Raw genomic sequence first — 17,547 nt, 5'->3', positions numbered from 1 at the left:
TTATGAAAGTGCTTACTTTTTCGAAAAATCATAGTTTTACACATATTTATCATACTTTTTTCTATACGATTTCGTGAGGATGCTCGAGTACGATTGCTGTAAAGGGGGGCGTTGCTGTGTATAAAACAGTTATCGTCGATGATGAACGATGGATTGTAGAAGGGATAAAAACCGGCGTACGCTGGGAGAAGTACGGTTTTCAAGTTGCAGGAACAGCAGAAAATGGACAGGAAGGGCTGGAGCTGATCGAAAAACTGCGGCCGGACTTCGTTCTGACCGATATTAAGATGCCTCTCGTCAACGGTCTTGAGCTAATTAAGCAGGGCAAGGAAATCTCCCCACGTACGATTTTTGCCGTGTTGAGCGGGCACGCAGAATTTGCATACGCTCAGAAGGCGTTGAATTACGGGACATTCGGCTACTGTCTGAAGCCGTTCGAGATCGAGGAAATCGAGAACATGCTGGGCAAGCTTTCTCATTCTTTGAAGCATCGGGACCAATTGGGGCCGCAGCGGGACACCCAGGATCTGTACGAGCTGTTATGCTCCGGAAACGAGCTGCTGCTGGCGGAGAAGCTGGTTGCTGCCGGCATGCCGGTTAATGCTGGCATGCCCGTTACACCGATCCTCGTGCAAGGCTATGCGCACGCGCCATTCCGTGAAGATGTCCAACATATCCGCTTCCGCATGAATAAGAGGCGTGTCGGTATTCTCGTCTATAGCCACCTGGCAGACAGCTTACTGAGTCCGCTCGATAAGCCAGACATCGCTATAGACTACAGCATCGGTATCGGTTCTCCCTCAACAAGCCCAGCTGAGCTGGAAGCTTCACTGGAGGCGGCATCCGTGGCGGCATACGGCAGCTTCTCGACAGGCAAAGGCGGCATCTATCGGCCGTTTGTGACTTCTGAAACTGTGTTGAGCAGCCTGATAGCGGAACTGACTGATGCACTAGCCCAGAAGGACCGTATGCGGTTCATGGCCGTGATGGAGTCCTGCAGACCGATGTTCCACCGATATGCCTTAACCATTAAGGACGCTTATTTGATCTTTAATACCGTTATGTATCTATTCACAAGGAAAGGCATAAAGGAAAATGCCCGTTTTCTGGAGGGCTATGACCAGCTCTATTACGATTACGGCCATTCCGACATCATGATCGACTATCTGGTGAAGCATACGCTTGAGCATTTTTCCGACGAATTATTCTCGCGGCTCGCTGGCGTTACGCATAATCGTATTAAGGAGATCCTTGCGTATATTCATCATCATTTTAATCAGGAAATATCCATCCAGAGCTTGTCCGAAAAGTTCTACCTGAGTCCCACTTACTTGTCTCAGTTGTTCAAGAAAGAAGTCGGAGAAAATTTCGTGGAGTATTTATCCCGCCAGCGAATCCAATATGCCTGCAAACTGCTGGCCGAGACCGATATGACGGTAAGCCAGATTGGAGAAAAATGTGGCTTCAATGACTACTTTTACTTCACCCGCATCTTCAAACGTCTGAACGGCATGACGCCAACTCAGTATAGGGAGTCACGATGAGAGCGTTCAGCAAGCTTTCCATTCGAACGCAGGTGCTCGCGATCGGCGCTATCCTCCTTGCCGTTATCCCGCTTGTAAGCATTCTGGCATTCAGGCAATCCAGCGAAGTAATCGTTAACCAGAACACGCAATACAACATGGAACTGGTAACCAATCTAAAGCAGCGGGTATCCGATAATTACGCCAACATTTCGGGTATTATGATGAATCTGGGCTATGACACGACGGTACAGGACTTTCTTGCGGAGAACGACCGTCTACGAAATTACGAGCTGTCGAAGAAAGTACAGAGCTTGATGGGGGTCATCAAAAGCACCAACTCCAATATTGTAGATATTATTATCGTGAACGATTCCGGTAAGCATACTTCGCTGCATGGCCAAATCGGGTTGGCTCAGAACATGATGGACAATATGCTTGACAACGATGTTAACGTCCACTACGGTGGATTCAGAAAGGCGGATACTGTGGTCATCAGAGATACGTTCCTCTTCGGTATGAATCTATTCGCATCGAAAGATACTTACCGCTACGGAGAAAAGATCGGCTTTATCGCAGTTATCATGGATGCCAATTTCATTCAATCCGAGATTGAGAAGTTTCCTAGACTGTCAGGTACAAGCTTCTATCTTAGTACAAACGGCGGCGAGCTGGTCTATGCGAATGCAAGTGGATTGGACTTGAACCTTGATGGGAAGCGTCTGGCGCGCTACTCCGGTTATGGCGAAAGCGCCGTCATGGAGAAGATTAGAGGAAAGTCCTTCGCAATCCAATCATTCGCCTTACCGGAGATCAAAGGAAATATCGTATCTGCAGTGCCGATTGGCAATCTAATCAAGGAGCTGGAAGGGCTGAAGCGTACCAGCTATGTGACGTTGTTTGTTACGATCCTGCTCGTTACAATCCCTTATTCCGTTCTCATGATGAATATACTGAAGCCACTCGGAAAACTGATCGCATTCATGAAGCGGCTGAAGAGCGGCAATCTGGAAGTGCTGCATACGAAGGTGGAATTGAAGGGCTACGCCGAGATTGAGGTTATCTCGACCCAGTTCAACACCATGCTGAACCGGATCAACGATCTGACGCAGCAGCTGCTGGAGACGACGGGCGAGCTCTACCAGGCCGATATCGAAAGGCAGCGCGCGGAGATGTCGTTCCTGCAAAGTCAAATCAATCCGCACTTTCTCAGCAATACGCTGGATGCGATCAAAGGTATCGCCATTGTAAAAGGGAATCAAGAGATCTACGAAATTACCGCTGCCTTAAGCCGGATGCTGCGCTACAGCATTAAGGGAGCGAATGAAGTAAGGCTGGAGGAAGAGCTGAAGATCGTCGGCTCTTATATAACGATTCATCAGGGAAGATTCCCGGGCAGAATCCAGTTCAATTTATATATATCGGAGGAGCTGCCCAGCGTTCTTATACCTAAAATGATTATTCAACCACTTGTCGAAAATTCGCTGACCCACGGTCTGGAACCTCATGCCCTAGGAGGCAAGGTCGTCATTCAAGCGGAGCTTCGGGAAGAGCATCATATGGAAATCACTGTGACAGACAACGGAGTCGGCATGGAACCAGAACGTCTGGAGCAGCTCAGGAGCACCCTTCGATCAAAAGACCGCACGGCCAATCAGCATATTGGCATCAAAAACGTACACGACCGGATTCGCCTCCATTATGGCGAAGAATACGGCATCGAAATCAACAGCTGGCTTGGAAGCGGCACTGTTGTGCGGTTACGCCTGCCCATCTCAATGACTTGAACTTGCGGTTCCACTACGTTGCAATATTTTGGAGAAATAAAAGGACATCCCGTCGATTTTCAGCGACAGGATGTCCTTCGTTCTTTATTTCTTGTTATTCAACCCTACTCCAATATGGCGTGTTTTTGCCATAATGAGTTGCTACGATGGCTTGGCCGCCTATACTGACTTTATCATCGCCGTTCACATCGCCAGGCAATCCCTCGAGTGTCGTCACAGTAACACTGCGGGCAGCAGGAGCAGCTGCCGTCTCCTTACCGTCCCCGTGGCCCAGCGTCGCACCCGTTACTTGGATGACAGTCTCCGTCTCTTCCATGAGAGGTGAATACATCTATTGTTGTTGATAGAGGAACGAGCCATATCCTATTGGTTTTATCTGTTTATAGTAAATTTTTTACAATCATGTTATACGATCGCTCTGTCTTGCGATTGGATTCAACGAATGGAGCAATAAATAAGGGAGAGAATGCAGCAAGCTGCCGCCGTAAACTCTCCCCATTCTGTAACTATAAGATATGGCTGAGAGTTGTCCACGGCCTCCGCCGAGCGACGAGCCCTCCGCCCTGTACGTAGCCTTCCTCCCGCCCGTCCAGCTCGCGGATGAGGCGTGCACGCCACATTTGCATGCTGGCGGAGTGCGATTCCTCCCCGGCTATATTCGTAAGCTCATGCGGATCACATTCCAGGTCGAACAACTGCTCCTCCCCCGTCTGTGTAAACCAGATATACTTTTGACAGCCATCCGTCAAAAATTGATGCGATTGTTCACCGTAAGCATGCTCTCCGTGAATATAGGATCTCCAGCTGCCGTCCTGATCTCGCTCCCGCGCGTGCAGCAAGTTCTCGCCGTCCACTGCCGGAGGGATGTCCGCACCTGCGCAGCTAAGCAGGGTCGGCATAATGTCCCGCAGTTCAGCAACAGCATTGACGGTTATCCCTTGACGAGCTCCAAGCAAACCGCCCGGATCGGCTATAATCAGCGGAACCTTCGCGCTGCCCTCGTAAGGGAGCGCCTTGCGGAACAGATGATGGTCACCAAGCATCTCCCCATGGTCGGAGGTGAAGACAATGATTGTTTGGTCCAGAACCCCATATTCCTCCATCGCGTTCATAAGCCTTCCCAACTGGTCATCGATATGGGTAATAAGCGCGTAGTAAGCGGCCATCGCACGGCGCAGGCGTCTTCTCGGGACGATACCCGACCGGGTCACAGGGTCAAGACCGCCGCGGGCCGGATCGTCCTGTGCTGCCCACTTGCCGACGACCGGGTCCGGGAAGTCCGCCCCGTCGTACCGGTCCCAGTAAACTTGCGGCGGATCGAAGGGCGGATGCGGACGAACGAATGAGCTCCATAGGAAGAAGGGCTTGCTCGGATCACGCCGGCGCAAAAAATCGATCGATTGCGTTACGACCCAGTTCGTCGGATGAAGCGCCTCCGACAAATGCCATGGCCTCGCCACTGTGGAGGCGTTGCAGTCGAGACCAAGATCGATGAGATCCGCCCCGGCTCCCGCGCGCTCCCTCAGCCATGGCAAATAATCGTCGCAGCTGTCATGCGACTCCGCTACCGTGTTCGTATGCTTGAATCGGTTATGATGCAAGTAGCCATCGTGCAATACAACGTTATGGAAGCCGCACAGACTACGCGCTGGATCGACGTGCATTTTGCCCACACACTGCGTATGATAGCCGATCTTTGCCAGCTCGCCTGGCAAAGTATGCTCGTAATTCCACGGTACCTTCTCCTCGTAACCGACGCGGCCATGCGAACGCGGACTCATGCCGGTGAACAGCGCCGCACGTGCCGGCACGCAGGTAGGCGTCGAGGAATACGCATTGCGGAACAGCATCCCCCTGCGCGCCAGCTGATCCAAATTCGGCGTCTCCACCACCGGATGCCCAAGAATGCTCAAACAGTCGCCTCTCATTTGATCTACAGTAATCAGCAGCAAATTTGGTCTCGAGTCGTTCATTGCCGCCTCCTTATCCGAGATCCGGTGCTTCGACCAGCTGAAGTTCAGGCATATCCGTACCATGCAGCTCCAGAACAATGATCTCATTGCGGCCTTTGAGGAGCAGCGGAGCAGGAACATACAGCGTTCGTTGCGGACCCTTCTCCCAGTAGCGCCCCAAGTTGAAGCCATTGATCCAGACTACCCCTTTCGTCCATCCTTCGAGGAGCATGAACGTATCGGCGATATCGTCGATGATGACCTCGCCTTTGAAGAACGTCGGATGTTCAGAAGTCTTTGACTGGTTCGTGAGCCGCTCAAACGGCAAGGCTGACAGATCGGCAAGCGGCAGCGGATAAATCGTCCAGTCGAACAGGAATTGATTATCGAGGCGCACGCCCTCTGTAATGCCCTTGGCATCCTTCAAGCGAGGCCCGTAATTGACGCGCCCCATATTCTCGACAAGAATATCAAGCGTTGCGCCTTGCACCGGAATATCCACGACTATCGGCTTCGGTTCCCAGCGCTCGACCGTTGCGATCCAGCATCCGTCAAGGAATACCTGCGCCCTGTCGTGTACATCCTGCAAGTGCAGCTCTTGCGATTTACGCGGACCCGTTACAAGCGTTCGGTACAGGATAAAGCCGTAGTTTTGGCCGAGCTTCTCCATCGGCTCCGGACAGGAGCGCCGAACAGAGCTCGACAATGACTCAAGATTAACAAATAAGTCCGCCGCTTCCTTCATGGCCACGGTTCCGTAACCTTTCTTGCGAGCCGGCTCCGGCAGAACTTCTGAAACCTTGGCGCCGTGCTTGCGAAGCACCTCGCGTACCGCCATATACTTCTCCGTAAGATCCCCGCACTCGGACAACGGCGCATCATAATCATAGCTGGTAACGGTAGGCTCGTATTTCTCCTGATAGTTCGCCCCGTTATAGAAACCGAAATTCGTTCCGCCGTGGAACATGTAGAAGTTGACCGAAGCGCCTGTGTTCAGCATCCGGTCAAGCACATCCGCCACGTCTCCCCCATCCCGGCAATGGTGCGGTTTGAGCCAATGATCGAACCAGCCGTTCCAATATTCCATGCAGAAGAGCGGCTCCTCCGGACGGTACTCCCGGAATTTCGCGAACTCTTCCTCGGGTCTGGAACCAAAGTTCACGGTGGCCAACACGTCCGGCAACGTCCCGCCTTGCAGCATTTGATCCGTCGGCCCGTCGGAGGTGAACAGCAGCACATCGATGCCACGCTCCTGCAGACCCTTTTTCAGATAGGACAAATACTCCTTGTCGTTTCCATAACTGCCGTATTCATTCTCAATTTGCACGGCAAGAATGGGTCCGCCGTTCGTGCTTAACAGCGGTACTAACCTCGGAATAAGTACGTCGTAATAGGCATCCACCTTGCTCAAATAAGCGCTATCCATGCAGCGCAGCCGGATATCCGGCTCACGCAGCAGCCAGGCAGGCAATCCTCCGAATTCCCACTCCGCGCATATATACGGGCTAGGCCGGACAATGACGTGAAGACCGAGCCTCCCTGCGAGAGCGATGAACCGTTCGACGTCCGCCAATCCGTCAAAACAGAATCCTCCTTCCTCCGGCTCGTGCAAATTCCATGGAATATACGTTTCCACCGTATTGAAACCGCAAGCTTTGAGCTTGAGCAGACGGTCTTCCCAATAGTCAGGGACCACCCGGAAATAATGAATAGCACCGGACAAAATCCGGATTGGTTCTCCATCCAGCAGAAATTGCGTACCTTTTCTTTCAAGATCAGCCACTGTTACCCCTCCAATATGAATCACTTCAGCTCCATTATCCGAATTGCAAGCCCGAGCCTCAATCGCCAAATGGTTCATTTTCTATACCATTTGTGCCATTCGTACATTCGAGTTGAAGTTGGATGTGATAGAATAAAAGGCAAACCACTAGCGAGAGAGTGATCCGCCATGCATAACGTGATTGACTTCCCGAACATGACCTCTACCCTTCAGGTGACCGGCTTTCATTTCGGCAAATTCCCGCCTGGCTGGGAATACCCGCGGCACCATCATCATTTGTTCGAGCTCCTCTGCTGCTTGGGCGGCGAGGTGGAACAGGAAATCAATCGTACGATGGTTACGCTTCGGCCGGGGGACTGGCTGCTGATCAACGCGGGGGAGAGGCACAGGACCGTGAATTCTTCCCAAATGGATTACGAGTTCTTTAATGTGCATTTCGACCTGGACGATCTGGAGATCCGCAGCCTGCTAGGCGCAGCTTCCTACCGTCTTGTGCCCGACTCCGAAGCCGCCCGCTCCGGCAGGCTGAGCCGTTACACCGGGGAACTGCGTGAATTGACAGAGCAGCCACCGCGTGAAGAAGCGAGCGTTGCTGAGTCCCAACTGGAAGTAAAGCTGTTGCTGCAAGCGAACCTTCTACTTATCATCCGGGAGATGCTTTCATTAATTCGCGGGCAAAGCGATGGAAGAATTGATAAGGGCAGCGTCACGTTAACAGCCGTCGATGCGGCGCATGCCATTGAGGAGAAGCTGTCGCTCGATCAATCCGACAATATCTTGATCACAAACGTGGCGAAAGAGTTGAATATGAGCCGCAGCCAATGTACTAAGCTGTTCACCAAGGTGTATGGCATGTCGCCTCGCCAATACTTAAGCCGGAGAAAACTGATGCTGGCCAAGGAGCTCCTCGTCACCTCGTATTTGCCAGTCTCTGAAATCGCAGAGCGGCTCGGCTTTCAATCGGCCAGCCACTTCTCCAGGCAATTCCGGCGCTGGACTGGCCATTCGCCGACTGCATTCAAGCCGAAGCATCAGGGTAACGTCTCGGATGTCCCCGTGTCCGGCGAATAATAGGAATAAGGCTGAAGCCAAATTAAACAAACAAGCCCAGCACCATTAGATGCCAGGCTTGTTTGTTCCTATTACATCATGCTGCGCTTCTATGAACCGCCTCGTTTTTTTCAACTGGCGGGTAATTGCACCGCCGACTACGACTGAAGCCGCGCCAAGCACAAGACAGCGCTTATACATGTCCGGCGTCATCACAATTCCCTCATCTACTACGGGCAAATCTCAATGCAAAATACATCGGCGTAAGGAGCCTTGTCCCATTGTCTCGGGGGAAGGCTAAGCTCCAATTCCCCGTCTACCCGGCGGAAATCGACCAGCAGGTCAACGCCAAGAAGCTGAACTGACTTCACATCAAACGTGACCGGAAACTTTATGGTTCCAGCCGCTTGAGCATGGTCATCCGCGTATTGGTAAAAGACATAGATGCTGCTGCCTTTCCGCGTAAAAGCCAGCTCCCCGCTAATGTACGGCTCGTACGCACGCGTCCCGTAAATCGATTCCCCGTAATCCTTTAGAAAACCACCAAGCTCCAGCATTAAAGCAACACCGCGCTTAGGCAATCTCCCGTCCGGCAGAGGTGTAATATTCAGGGTAAGATTTCCGCCTTTGGCCACCACCTGAATGAGCAAGTGAACGATCTCTCTTGGGGACTTATATTCATCGTCATAGTGAAATGAAAAATTTGATTATGCGTGTACTCCACAAACCGTTCCCAGAGCTCTGGATGTTCACCGATATCGTAATTCGTATGCCTGGTTGTCGCCTGGTCAGGAGAAGCGAATTCCGGTGCCCAAAAGTAAGGACTGTGCCAATCGGGTTTAGAAAAATAAGCATGAATCGGGATGTCCCGTTTGCGGAACGAATCAAACAAGCTTTTACAAATATCGGCATACTGATGCGTGCTGAATGGACAAGCTTCATTCGTGATTTTATAATCGGTCGTCTTCGTATCCCACATGCAAAAACCGTCATGATGCTTCGTTGTGAACATGAAGTATTTAAATCCGCATTGCTCGGCGAGCTCCGCCCACACTTCCGGCTGAAAACGTACGGGATTAAAAGACTTATACATATTCCGATACTGCACGCGAAACTCGTTCATATCGTCCGTCCAATCAACAGCCGACCGAGACCAGTGAGCGCTATCGTCACTCATGCACCATGATTCGTAAATGCCAAGCTGGGAGCCCGATGCCCAGTGCATCATCAAGCCTAATAATCAATAGTGAACATTCAATTTGTTATGTATAACTTTTCAGGGAAATTGATGTCCCACCACTGTAATAACCACTCATAAAAAACCTCATCATTAAGCAGTAAATTTATGTTTAGCCGGTATAAATCCCACCTGGAGCTCTATCCTCTATCCTTCAATAAACCTCATTAAGGTGATTTTTATGTCGTTAGTTCGGTATAACGAGACTTTCATGTCCAAAAAAAAAAAAAAAAACGACAAGAAAATACGTACAAAATAAAAAAGAACCTTGATTTCTCAAGGTTCTAAATCGGGATTATTATGTCGTTGTACTCTAGCGTCGTGCTTGCTGCTCACGAAGAGGCAGCGCTAGAGATTTTTCACGTTCACAAAATCGGTTCCCGCTTCCGGAACTGTTCCGGCGTCATGCCCGCATACTGCTTGAACAACCGGCTGAAATGGGCAAGATGCTTGAAGCCAAGACGGAAACATACTTCCGTGACCGACAGATCAGGCTGCATGAGGAATAAAATTTTGGCTTCGTTAATTCGCCTTCTATAAATAAAATGAAAGATCGTTACACCGGTGACTTCTTTAAACAGCTTGGATAGATACGACTTACTAAGATGAAGCTGTTCCTCCAGCTGTTCCATATTGATATCCTCGGTATAACGTTCCTCCAGCACTGAAATAATGCGTTGTACAGTCGCTTCCTTCTCAGAGCTGTATTCCTGTCTGTTCCGATGAAGAAGCGGCTGCTCACAGAGATCGAGAATCAAGTACAGCAAATCAACAAACGCCAGCCGCAGCCGGTTTTCACCAATCGTATCCCCGCGCTTCTGATACTCATGCATCCTTGCTAGAATTCGCTCAACCTCTGCCTTATCCTCGCCCCGCAGCCGCAGCCTGTAATTGTTGAGCTGTTGGAACGGCTGAAGAACGTTCCGAGCATGAGGCAGTTCGAGATAAGGCTGGAGCAAGGTTGGTTCAAAATGAATAATCGAACGGATATACTCAACCGTTGGGTCTGTCTTAGCGCAATGAAGCGTCATGCCGTACATAATAATCAGATCACCTGGGGCAAGCTCATAAATCTGGTCGCCGATCAGATAGTTGCATTTGCCGCCGTGGAAATAATAAACCTCGTAGAACATATGGGAGTGAAAAAACGGCTCCATCGGCTGGTCCGACCAGTAGTGCAAGTCCAGCATATTAAGCCTCGGCTTGCAGCAGCTCTTGCATATATTGGACAAAATGTTTCAGCATTTGCTGTGTTTCCGGGAACTGTCCGCTGAAGTCTTCAACACCAAGGTAACCGTCGTAACCTACTGCTTTCAGATCGGCGATAACCTGTTTCCAAGGCACAACGCCTTCCTTAACACCGTTCCATTCTGACTTCCAGCGCGTGCTTCCGTCCTCGGCTGTTCCGTCTGTTACGAAACCTGCATTTTTCACATGTACATGTGCAAGGTAAGGGCCAAGAAGCTCCATGCCCATCCGGTAGTTCTCGAAGCCTTCGTGGACCATGTTGCCCGGATCAAATAAGACGCCGATGAAGGAAGAATCAAGTCCTTCTACCAAGCGGTAAGCAGCCGATGCGCTTGGCGCAATCGTCTGATGATGAGTCTCGACCAAGCCTTTAATGCCGTACTGACGACAAAGAACTTCCGAGTCCTTCAAATATTGACGAGTCAGCGTGAACAGCTCACCAAAAGGACGGGAACGATCATAACCCGGAACGCCAAGGCGGATAAACTTCGCCCCCATACGTTTGGCTGCGCGGAGCACATCTTCGGTTGCTTCCAGATCACCAGCCGTCAAATAAGGCGTTACGCTGATGGAGCTTAAGCCCTGCGAAGCCGTCGCTTCACGGAACCGGTCAACCATCGCTTCACCACCGGAAGGAAGCAGTGTACACAGGTTGTTGCCCCAGAAGGATGGCTTTTGCTCTGCTGCATTCTCCGGCGCTTCTTTATACCGCCATTCAATACCGTCAATTCCGGCTTCGCGCGCAACGCTTACTAATTCCTCCGGCGACAGCTCGGGGGTTGCTACTGTGAAGATAGACAGTTTCATATATGAACCCTTCTTTCGCTAATGGTTGTTCTATTCGACCCGTATAGCTTGTCTTTGCGCCTCAAGGCATAGTTCGGCTGCTTTGAATGTATGCTCCTGCGGCATTGCCAGATCCGTTCCGTTCAATATATCAAGAATGAGTGCTCCAAAGTAAGGGAAGCCTACCTGATCCTTCACTTCAATCTTATGTTCACCTTCGCCATTAACCAGGAACAGATGGTCTCCCGTGTTACTTCTCGCGATATCCACGTATTTGCGGAGTTCGATATAACCGTTGGTACCAAGAATCATCGTTCTGCCATCCCCCCAGGTAGACAGGCCATCCGGTGTAAACCAGTCAACGCGGAAGTAGTTCGTAGCGCCGTTATCTCCGATAAGGGTAGCATCCCCATAATCCTCAAGCTCTGGATACTGCTTATTATTATAGTTAGCCACCTTGCTGTGCTGGACTGTAGCATCTTTGCACCCTGCATAATACAGGAATTGCTCAATCTGATGACTGCCGATATCACATAGGATACCGCCGTATTTCTCCTTTTGGAAAAACCATTCCGGACGCATATGTGCATTCAGACGATGCGGTCCTAAGCCGATGACTTGCAGGACGCGGCCAATTGCCCCGTCTTTAACAAGCTGCCCAGCGAATTCCGCGCTTTCAACATGAAGGCGCTCGCTGTAATAAACCGAATATTTTTTAGCTGTCTCTGCAGCTGTCTTCTTGGCATCGGCCAATTGATCCAGCGTTGTGAACGGTGCTTTGTCTGTGAAATAATGCTTGCCGTGCTGCATGACTTTCACCCCAAGCGGGCCGCGCTCGTTCGTTACTGCTGCTGCAGCTACCAGCATTACTTCGTTATCCTGCAGGATTTGCTCCTGGGAAAACGCTACTTGTACCTCCGGATACGTCCGGCAGAATACTTCCACCTTGGCAGGGTCCGGATCGTACACCCATTTCAAAGTGCCGCCCGCTTCGCGAAGGCCGTTACACATGCCATATATATGTCCGTGGTCAAGCGACATCGCAGCGAAGATGAACTCGCCCTGCGAAACAACAGGGCGCGGTTTACCTTGCGGCGCATAATTCATTCCGTTAGATGAAGACATGATTTGACCTCCTGATTAATGAGTACCTGTAACATCAAGGGTATGGTATTCATTTGCATTTTTCTTCGATTCGGATTTGGCGATTTGCTCTTGCAGCTTGTTATAGAACAACTCTTCGTCAATCGGCAGATCTACCCAGCTGTCTGTCCAAGTAGAAAGCAGCATCGCATTCGAGATCATCAGGCCTTTAATGCCTTCTTCGCCAGGAGCAATAAGTGCTGTTCCTTTGTTAATCGCATCTGCCCAGTTTTGGGTAATCTCCATATGGCTGCCGCCACCGTTGCTGATTGGAATATCGAACTTCCAGCATTCCGGTGAGCCAAAGCCGCCTGTGAAGGTATTATTAAATTCCGTCTCCGATACACGCAGACGATGGAAGGTCAGTTTGTTATCTTCGATAACGATTTTACCGCGGTCACCCGAAATTTCGAATCGGTTTGTACCTGGTGCTTCGAACGTAGAAGTTACGAATACACCTGTTGCACCGTTTTCATATTCAACGTAAGCCGTAACATCATTCTCTACTTCAATATCCCGGTGTTTGCCGAATTGACAGAACGCACGGACACGTTTTGGCATAAGACCTGTTGTCCATTGCCACAGATCCAGCTGATGTGGATCTTGGTTAATGAGAACGCCGCCGCCTTCGCCAGCCCAAGTTGCGCGCCAGCCGCCCGAGTTATAGTAGCTTTGCGAACGGTACCAGTCTGTAATAATCCAGTTCGTACGGCGCACTTCGCCTAGTTCACCGGAGGCAATCAGCTCTTTAAGCTTCGCATACAGCGGATTCGTACGCTGATTGTACATGATGCTGAATACTTTGCCGCTTTGCGCTGCAGCTTCGTTCATTTCGCGAACCGCACGTGTGTAGACACCAGCCGGCTTCTCGATCAATACATGAAGACCTGCGTTTAATGCCGCGATCGCCTGCTCCGGATGATCATAGTGTGGTGTACAAATAATGACGCCGTCTACCGCTCCGGACTTGAACAGTTCCTGCGGGCTGAGGAAGCCTTGAATATGATCGCCCCACTCTTCCTTCACTTCTGCCAAACGCTCCGGACGCACATCGGACACTGCTGTCAACTCAGCTCCTTTGACGCCTCCTGTAATCAAATAACGGGCATGCCCCGTTCCCATATTTCCTAATCCAACAATACCGATACGTACCATGATTACACCCTCTCCATACTTGATGAAATAAGGAATCTCTTTCTTCATTCTAGCATGAAGTACGATGTAAGCGCTTGATTCTAATGAGCCAATAATGGGCGTCATTTAACTCTGGTTGTTCTGATCAGGAAGTTATCACAGTTAAATGTCCTTCATGAACAAGCCTATGGAAACTGTAAAAAAGCTTAGTTCTTCGGCCGCTGTTATTTTTGAATACACTTGTATTTAACTTTCACAGTTAAAGGGCAGGAATAAAGTCGAGTACTGTGGCTCCCTTAATTTCTCTTTTAGAAATAAACAAGCCTAATGCCACTACGAAAAAGCTTGGGCTTTCGGCCGCTGTTGTTTTTGGACAAAGGCGGGCACTCCCGCTCCGAAAACTCCAAGTTTTCCCTCCGTTTCACGACTCTTCAACTTCAATTCCATATCTGATCCAATTTATCTGAGTAAAATAGGATTGCCTTACTATAGTCTTGGATTCCCTCATCCTTACTTGTTTCTGCTAATTGCTTTAATAAAACTGACATCGCTTCACTGAATGCATTCTGATTGTATAAGACCATAGCATGAAAAACTTGAAATTCTCTACGATCTGGATATTCTTTAATAGCTCCTTCAAATATTAACTTGGCTTCATCATACATCCCTAAAGTTCTATATGTACTTCCAAGCCCTAATAACGCACCTTTTCTTTCCTCTTCTTTTAATCCAAGTTCTAATGATTTCTGATAATAAGGTATTGCTTCTCTTTCTAATCCAAGAACGTCATGAATCCATGCACATTGATACCAAACAGAAGGATTTAATGGTTGTTGATCTAGTAATTCAAGCAATAACGATCGTGCCTCTTCTAAATTTCCTGACTCTCTTAATTGAATAGCAGTTTCTAATTGATTCATGGGTACCCTTCCTCACGCTTTTCATTTATTTCATCTAACAACAGATATGCGAATTTCGCAAATTCACAAGGTTTAAGGTATACCGGAAAATGGGTAAGTAGATATACAATCTACTTGTGAGGTGACAGCGATGAAGCCATTCGAACGAAGCGCCGACCGCCGGCGGCAGCAGCAAGGCAAGCGCGATAATCCGGAGGGCATTCCGACCGAAAAAGAAAGCTTGTTCGACAAGTTCGCCAGCGAGCGTACGGTCGATCCGATCCCGGTCGAGGACCAGACCATCGGGCAGCAGGATGAGAAGAACAAGAGCCGTACGAAACAGGATTCTTTCAGCGAACGTAAGTATCGTACGGGGATTTGACCTCGGCCCGAATCCCCGCGACGCCGAGGACGGAGGAAACATTAAAATGGCAGCTGATCCTCAGATCGGCTGCCATTAAATGGTTCTAAACTATCGTTCCTTGCTAACATATTGTCTCGGACTGTCCGGATCCCTATGACAGGCAGGAGTACACGATGTTTTTTAATCGAGGATGTACGTAAGGCTCCTGATTGTTCACCAAATGCTGCGCATACATGACGGTCAACTGTGACTCGGTATCGATGATAGCGAAACAGCCGGCCGCGCCGCTCCAGCCGAACTCGCCGAGTGGGGACAGGGAGCCGCTGCCCGCTTTAGAAATATGGGTTCTTACGCCAAGCCCATAACCGTAACCGGCGTGATGTGCCCAGTTGTCCGTTAATATTTCTAATGCCGATGTTATATAGAATAAAGCAGCTATATAAATAGAATATAAACTGCTCTTGATAGGCACATGACAAGAACTTCTATACAAAAAACAAAAAAAGCCGCAGTTTATGCGACTTCCGTTGTATATATGTTCTTGTCGTCCCGCCGGTATTAATTCACAATTCTTTTCGCGTAAACCAGCGAAGATGCAAACCATGTGCCTTCCATTGGCTCGTAGGTTACCTTTGCACGTCCGCCGCCGCATTGAAGGATATAATGCTTGCCATTCACGATGCCTGCATAGATACCGACGTGACCGCCGCCTCCGCTTGTGGAGCGGTTTAATGTTCCGTCACCGGGATCAGCTGAGTTTTTGAAGAACAGCAGATCTCCCACTTTCAGGTTTTTATATTTATTTTTGGAATCAAGGATAACTTGCTTCCCGATGCTGCTGCTGTAACGCTGTGTGCGCGAAGCGCTGGAGAACTTGATACCGAGCGTGCTGCTGTATACCCAGGAAGTAAAGTTGGAGCAGTCAAAGCCGTAGCCGGCCTTTTGCACTCCGCTGCGCCATTTGACACCAAGCTGGGTTTTGCCTTTTGTAATCAATTTACTGAGCTGCGTACTTTGGACAGTAGTAGCCGCTGCCGCTTTAGGAGTGGTTATTCCAATTGCAGGTGCTTGTACAACTCCGGATAATGCAATGACGCCGGCAAGGGTGATGATCCCTTTTTTGAAAATCATTTTTTTAGTCATGTATATATTCCTCCCAGTGTGTATTCGTGTATAAGCTGCCAGATCAAGTTTTGTTTGGCACTTTTATACTAATGACTTCTACTGGGAGAGTCAGCCAATAAAAGTTACCAATTCGATTGCAAATCCGGAAAATAAGTATTCTTTTATTAATCCTTTTTTCTCCTGAAAAGAATAAAATGTAAATAAATACGGACATAGATAAAAAAATAAGACTAAAATTAAAGTAATTTACTTATATTTTAAATAAAACCCAATATTTAATTCGCAAAAAGGGTTATATCGCATATTTATTTCTCTAATTATGACGTTATACTAATGCAGATTTACATTAGGGAAATAGCTCGTTAAAGTTTTTTAATTTTAGATTTGCATATGGTTTGTTCGCTGCGGAATAAAAAATATACCAGGCATCTATGCCTGGCTGCATCATATAAACATCTTACATAAGATGTTTTTCTTCTTTTTTTCTTATAAATCCGAGCAGCTTCTCTTGTCTCTCCTCCAGAATCCGCTTTACACCATGCAGCAGCAGCTTAGATCTAAGCTCGTCCTCATGGCTGATCTTTCTCATCTCCGCAAAAAACTGTTTATCCACCTGCTACCATCTCCGTCAAATGCATCATGTTGTACACTAGAGCCCTATTGTACTTCCGCATCAATAAACTTGTCAAAATTTGTCGTAAACTAAGAAAAAAGTCCCGTATTCCACCCTTTTCTCAAGGCAAATACGGGACTTTATATTTATTCACTTACACATATTGATAAAATTAGAAGCCTACTGCCACTTGCTCAGCTTTCGCTACGCCTTCAGCAATAATCGCTTCTGCTTTGTCGCTGAATTGGTTATGACCTTCAACGATAACCGTCTCGAAGTTCGTTACGCCGAAGAAGCCCATTACGTTTCTTACAAAGCTGCTGGACATTTCAACTGCAGCAGCAGGACCTTCCGAATATACACCGCCACGAGCGTTCAGCAATGCAACTTTTTTGTCGCCTTGAAGACCAACTGGACCTTCTGCTGTATATTTGAATGTTTTGCCTGCACGGTTCAAGTAGTCAATGTAAGTGTGCAGTACAGCTGGAACTGTGAAGTTCCAAAGCGGGAAGCCAAATACAACTTTATCTGCAGCAATAAATTGATCCAGGTATTTGTCTGCAATGCTTACAGCTGTTTGCTCTTCTGCAGTCAGCTCCATGCCTTGAGCCGATTTGAAGCCACCGTTGATCAGGTTAGCATTCAGGTAAGGAAGCTCTTGTTTGAACAGGTCCAGCTCAATAATAGTGTCTTGCGGGTGAGTTGCTTTATAGCTAGCCAAGAAAGCGTCATACAGCTTAACGCTGACAGCTTGTTCTCCACGGTCATTTGCTTTTACGAACAGTACAGTACTCATCTTTTTAATTCCCTCCATAAAATAATTTGCAGTAACTTTTTGTAACTACCTTTATTTTATAGAGATTTAACCCCGCCAACATCAGCAATTAGGCGGAAAATAGTTCG

The 17,547-nt window shown here is 48.7% G+C and carries 19 protein-coding genes; 4 read left to right on the top strand and 15 right to left on the bottom strand.

The features are described from left to right. Nucleotides 1-116 precede the first annotated feature (116 nt). A complete protein-coding gene (locus AB4Y93_RS08230) occupies nt 117-1,544 on the top strand; it encodes a response regulator transcription factor (RefSeq protein WP_441890784.1) in 1,428 nt (475 codons plus the stop codon). Then, the gene (locus AB4Y93_RS08225; RefSeq protein WP_441890782.1) at nt 1,541-3,310 is read left to right on the top strand and encodes a sensor histidine kinase; all 1,770 of its coding nucleotides are present in this window, start codon (nt 1,541-1,543) and stop codon (nt 3,308-3,310) included. Before AB4Y93_RS08230 ends, AB4Y93_RS08225 begins: the two co-directional genes overlap by 4 nt. A gap of 94 nt (nt 3,311-3,404) precedes the next feature. Here the strand turns inward: AB4Y93_RS08225 and AB4Y93_RS08220 are convergent, their stop codons facing one another. The 3 genes from AB4Y93_RS08220 to AB4Y93_RS08210 all read right to left on the bottom strand — a co-directional run bounded on the left by AB4Y93_RS08220 (nt 3,405) and on the right by AB4Y93_RS08210 (nt 7,045). Next, nucleotides 3,405-3,626, bottom strand: a complete 222-nt coding sequence (locus tag AB4Y93_RS08220) for a hypothetical protein (RefSeq protein WP_441890780.1) — start codon at nt 3,624-3,626, stop codon at nt 3,405-3,407. Between the two features lie 190 nt (nt 3,627-3,816). Then, the gene (locus tag AB4Y93_RS08215) at nt 3,817-5,283 is read right to left on the bottom strand and encodes an arylsulfatase (protein ID WP_441890778.1); all 1,467 of its coding nucleotides are present in this window, start codon (nt 5,281-5,283) and stop codon (nt 3,817-3,819) included. Nucleotides 5,284-5,293: 10 nt separating this feature from the next. Further along, a complete protein-coding gene (locus tag AB4Y93_RS08210; RefSeq protein ID WP_441890776.1) occupies nt 5,294-7,045 on the bottom strand; it encodes a beta-galactosidase in 1,752 nt (583 codons plus the stop codon). Between the two features lie 168 nt (nt 7,046-7,213). Here AB4Y93_RS08210 and AB4Y93_RS08205 point away from each other — a divergent pair, with 168 nt between their 5' ends. Continuing rightward, nucleotides 7,214-8,116 carry an AraC family transcriptional regulator gene (locus AB4Y93_RS08205; RefSeq protein ID WP_441890774.1) on the top strand — a complete coding sequence of 301 codons (903 nt, stop codon included), beginning with the start codon at nt 7,214-7,216 and terminating at the stop codon, nt 8,114-8,116. A gap of 45 nt (nt 8,117-8,161) precedes the next feature. Here AB4Y93_RS08205 and AB4Y93_RS08200 read toward each other — a convergent pair whose 3' ends face one another. The 8 genes from AB4Y93_RS08200 to AB4Y93_RS08165 form a co-directional block, all read right to left on the bottom strand. Beyond that, nucleotides 8,162-8,308, bottom strand: a complete 147-nt coding sequence (locus AB4Y93_RS08200) for a hypothetical protein (RefSeq protein ID WP_441890772.1) — start codon at nt 8,306-8,308, stop codon at nt 8,162-8,164. Between the two features lie 17 nt (nt 8,309-8,325). Further along, the gene (locus tag AB4Y93_RS08195) at nt 8,326-8,745 is read right to left on the bottom strand and encodes an alpha-L-fucosidase (RefSeq protein ID WP_441890770.1); all 420 of its coding nucleotides are present in this window, start codon (nt 8,743-8,745) and stop codon (nt 8,326-8,328) included. Next, a complete protein-coding gene (locus tag AB4Y93_RS08190) occupies nt 8,703-9,272 on the bottom strand; it encodes an alpha-L-fucosidase (RefSeq protein ID WP_441890768.1) in 570 nt (189 codons plus the stop codon). The genes AB4Y93_RS08195 and AB4Y93_RS08190 overlap by 43 nt, the downstream gene beginning before the upstream one ends. 425 nt (nt 9,273-9,697) lie before the next feature. Beyond that, nucleotides 9,698-10,522, bottom strand: a complete 825-nt coding sequence (locus AB4Y93_RS08185; RefSeq protein ID WP_441890766.1) for an AraC family transcriptional regulator — start codon at nt 10,520-10,522, stop codon at nt 9,698-9,700. 1 nt (nt 10,523) lies between these two features. Continuing rightward, nucleotides 10,524-11,387 carry a sugar phosphate isomerase/epimerase family protein gene (locus tag AB4Y93_RS08180; protein WP_441890764.1) on the bottom strand — a complete coding sequence of 288 codons (864 nt, stop codon included), beginning with the start codon at nt 11,385-11,387 and terminating at the stop codon, nt 10,524-10,526. A gap of 30 nt (nt 11,388-11,417) precedes the next feature. Next, a complete protein-coding gene (locus AB4Y93_RS08175) occupies nt 11,418-12,491 on the bottom strand; it encodes a Gfo/Idh/MocA family protein (RefSeq protein WP_441890762.1) in 1,074 nt (357 codons plus the stop codon). A gap of 15 nt (nt 12,492-12,506) precedes the next feature. Continuing rightward, nucleotides 12,507-13,664 carry a Gfo/Idh/MocA family protein gene (locus AB4Y93_RS08170; protein WP_441890760.1) on the bottom strand — a complete coding sequence of 386 codons (1,158 nt, stop codon included), beginning with the start codon at nt 13,662-13,664 and terminating at the stop codon, nt 12,507-12,509. 416 nt (nt 13,665-14,080) lie between these two features. Next, nucleotides 14,081-14,563 carry a tetratricopeptide repeat protein gene (locus AB4Y93_RS08165; protein WP_441890758.1) on the bottom strand — a complete coding sequence of 161 codons (483 nt, stop codon included), beginning with the start codon at nt 14,561-14,563 and terminating at the stop codon, nt 14,081-14,083. Between the two features lie 130 nt (nt 14,564-14,693). On the opposite strand from AB4Y93_RS08165, the gene AB4Y93_RS08160 reads away from it, so the two are divergent. Then, a complete protein-coding gene (locus AB4Y93_RS08160; RefSeq protein ID WP_441891595.1) occupies nt 14,694-14,924 on the top strand; it encodes a hypothetical protein in 231 nt (76 codons plus the stop codon). A 133-nt stretch (nt 14,925-15,057) separates the two neighbouring features. On the opposite strand, the gene AB4Y93_RS08155 is transcribed toward AB4Y93_RS08160, so the two are convergent. From AB4Y93_RS08155 to AB4Y93_RS08140, 4 genes are all read right to left on the bottom strand, one after another. Further along, nucleotides 15,058-15,378 carry a hypothetical protein gene (locus tag AB4Y93_RS08155; protein ID WP_441890756.1) on the bottom strand — a complete coding sequence of 107 codons (321 nt, stop codon included), beginning with the start codon at nt 15,376-15,378 and terminating at the stop codon, nt 15,058-15,060. Nucleotides 15,379-15,464: 86 nt separating this feature from the next. Continuing rightward, on the bottom strand, nt 15,465-16,049 hold the full coding sequence (locus AB4Y93_RS08150; RefSeq protein WP_441890754.1) for a C40 family peptidase: 585 nt from the start codon (nt 16,047-16,049) through the stop codon (nt 15,465-15,467). Between the two features lie 439 nt (nt 16,050-16,488). Then, entirely contained in the window at nt 16,489-16,644 is a 156-nt protein-coding gene (locus tag AB4Y93_RS08145; RefSeq protein WP_441890752.1) for a hypothetical protein, read from the bottom strand. Between the two features lie 172 nt (nt 16,645-16,816). After that, entirely contained in the window at nt 16,817-17,440 is a 624-nt protein-coding gene (locus AB4Y93_RS08140) for an FMN-dependent NADH-azoreductase (RefSeq protein WP_441890750.1), read from the bottom strand. Between the last annotated feature and the right edge of the window lie 107 nt (nt 17,441-17,547).

It is taken from the genome of Paenibacillus sp. YAF4_2, assembly GCF_052113225.1.
Classification (GTDB): Bacteria; Bacillota; Bacilli; order Paenibacillales; family Paenibacillaceae; genus Pristimantibacillus.
This window is presented reverse-complemented; position numbering and strand designations above follow the sequence as displayed.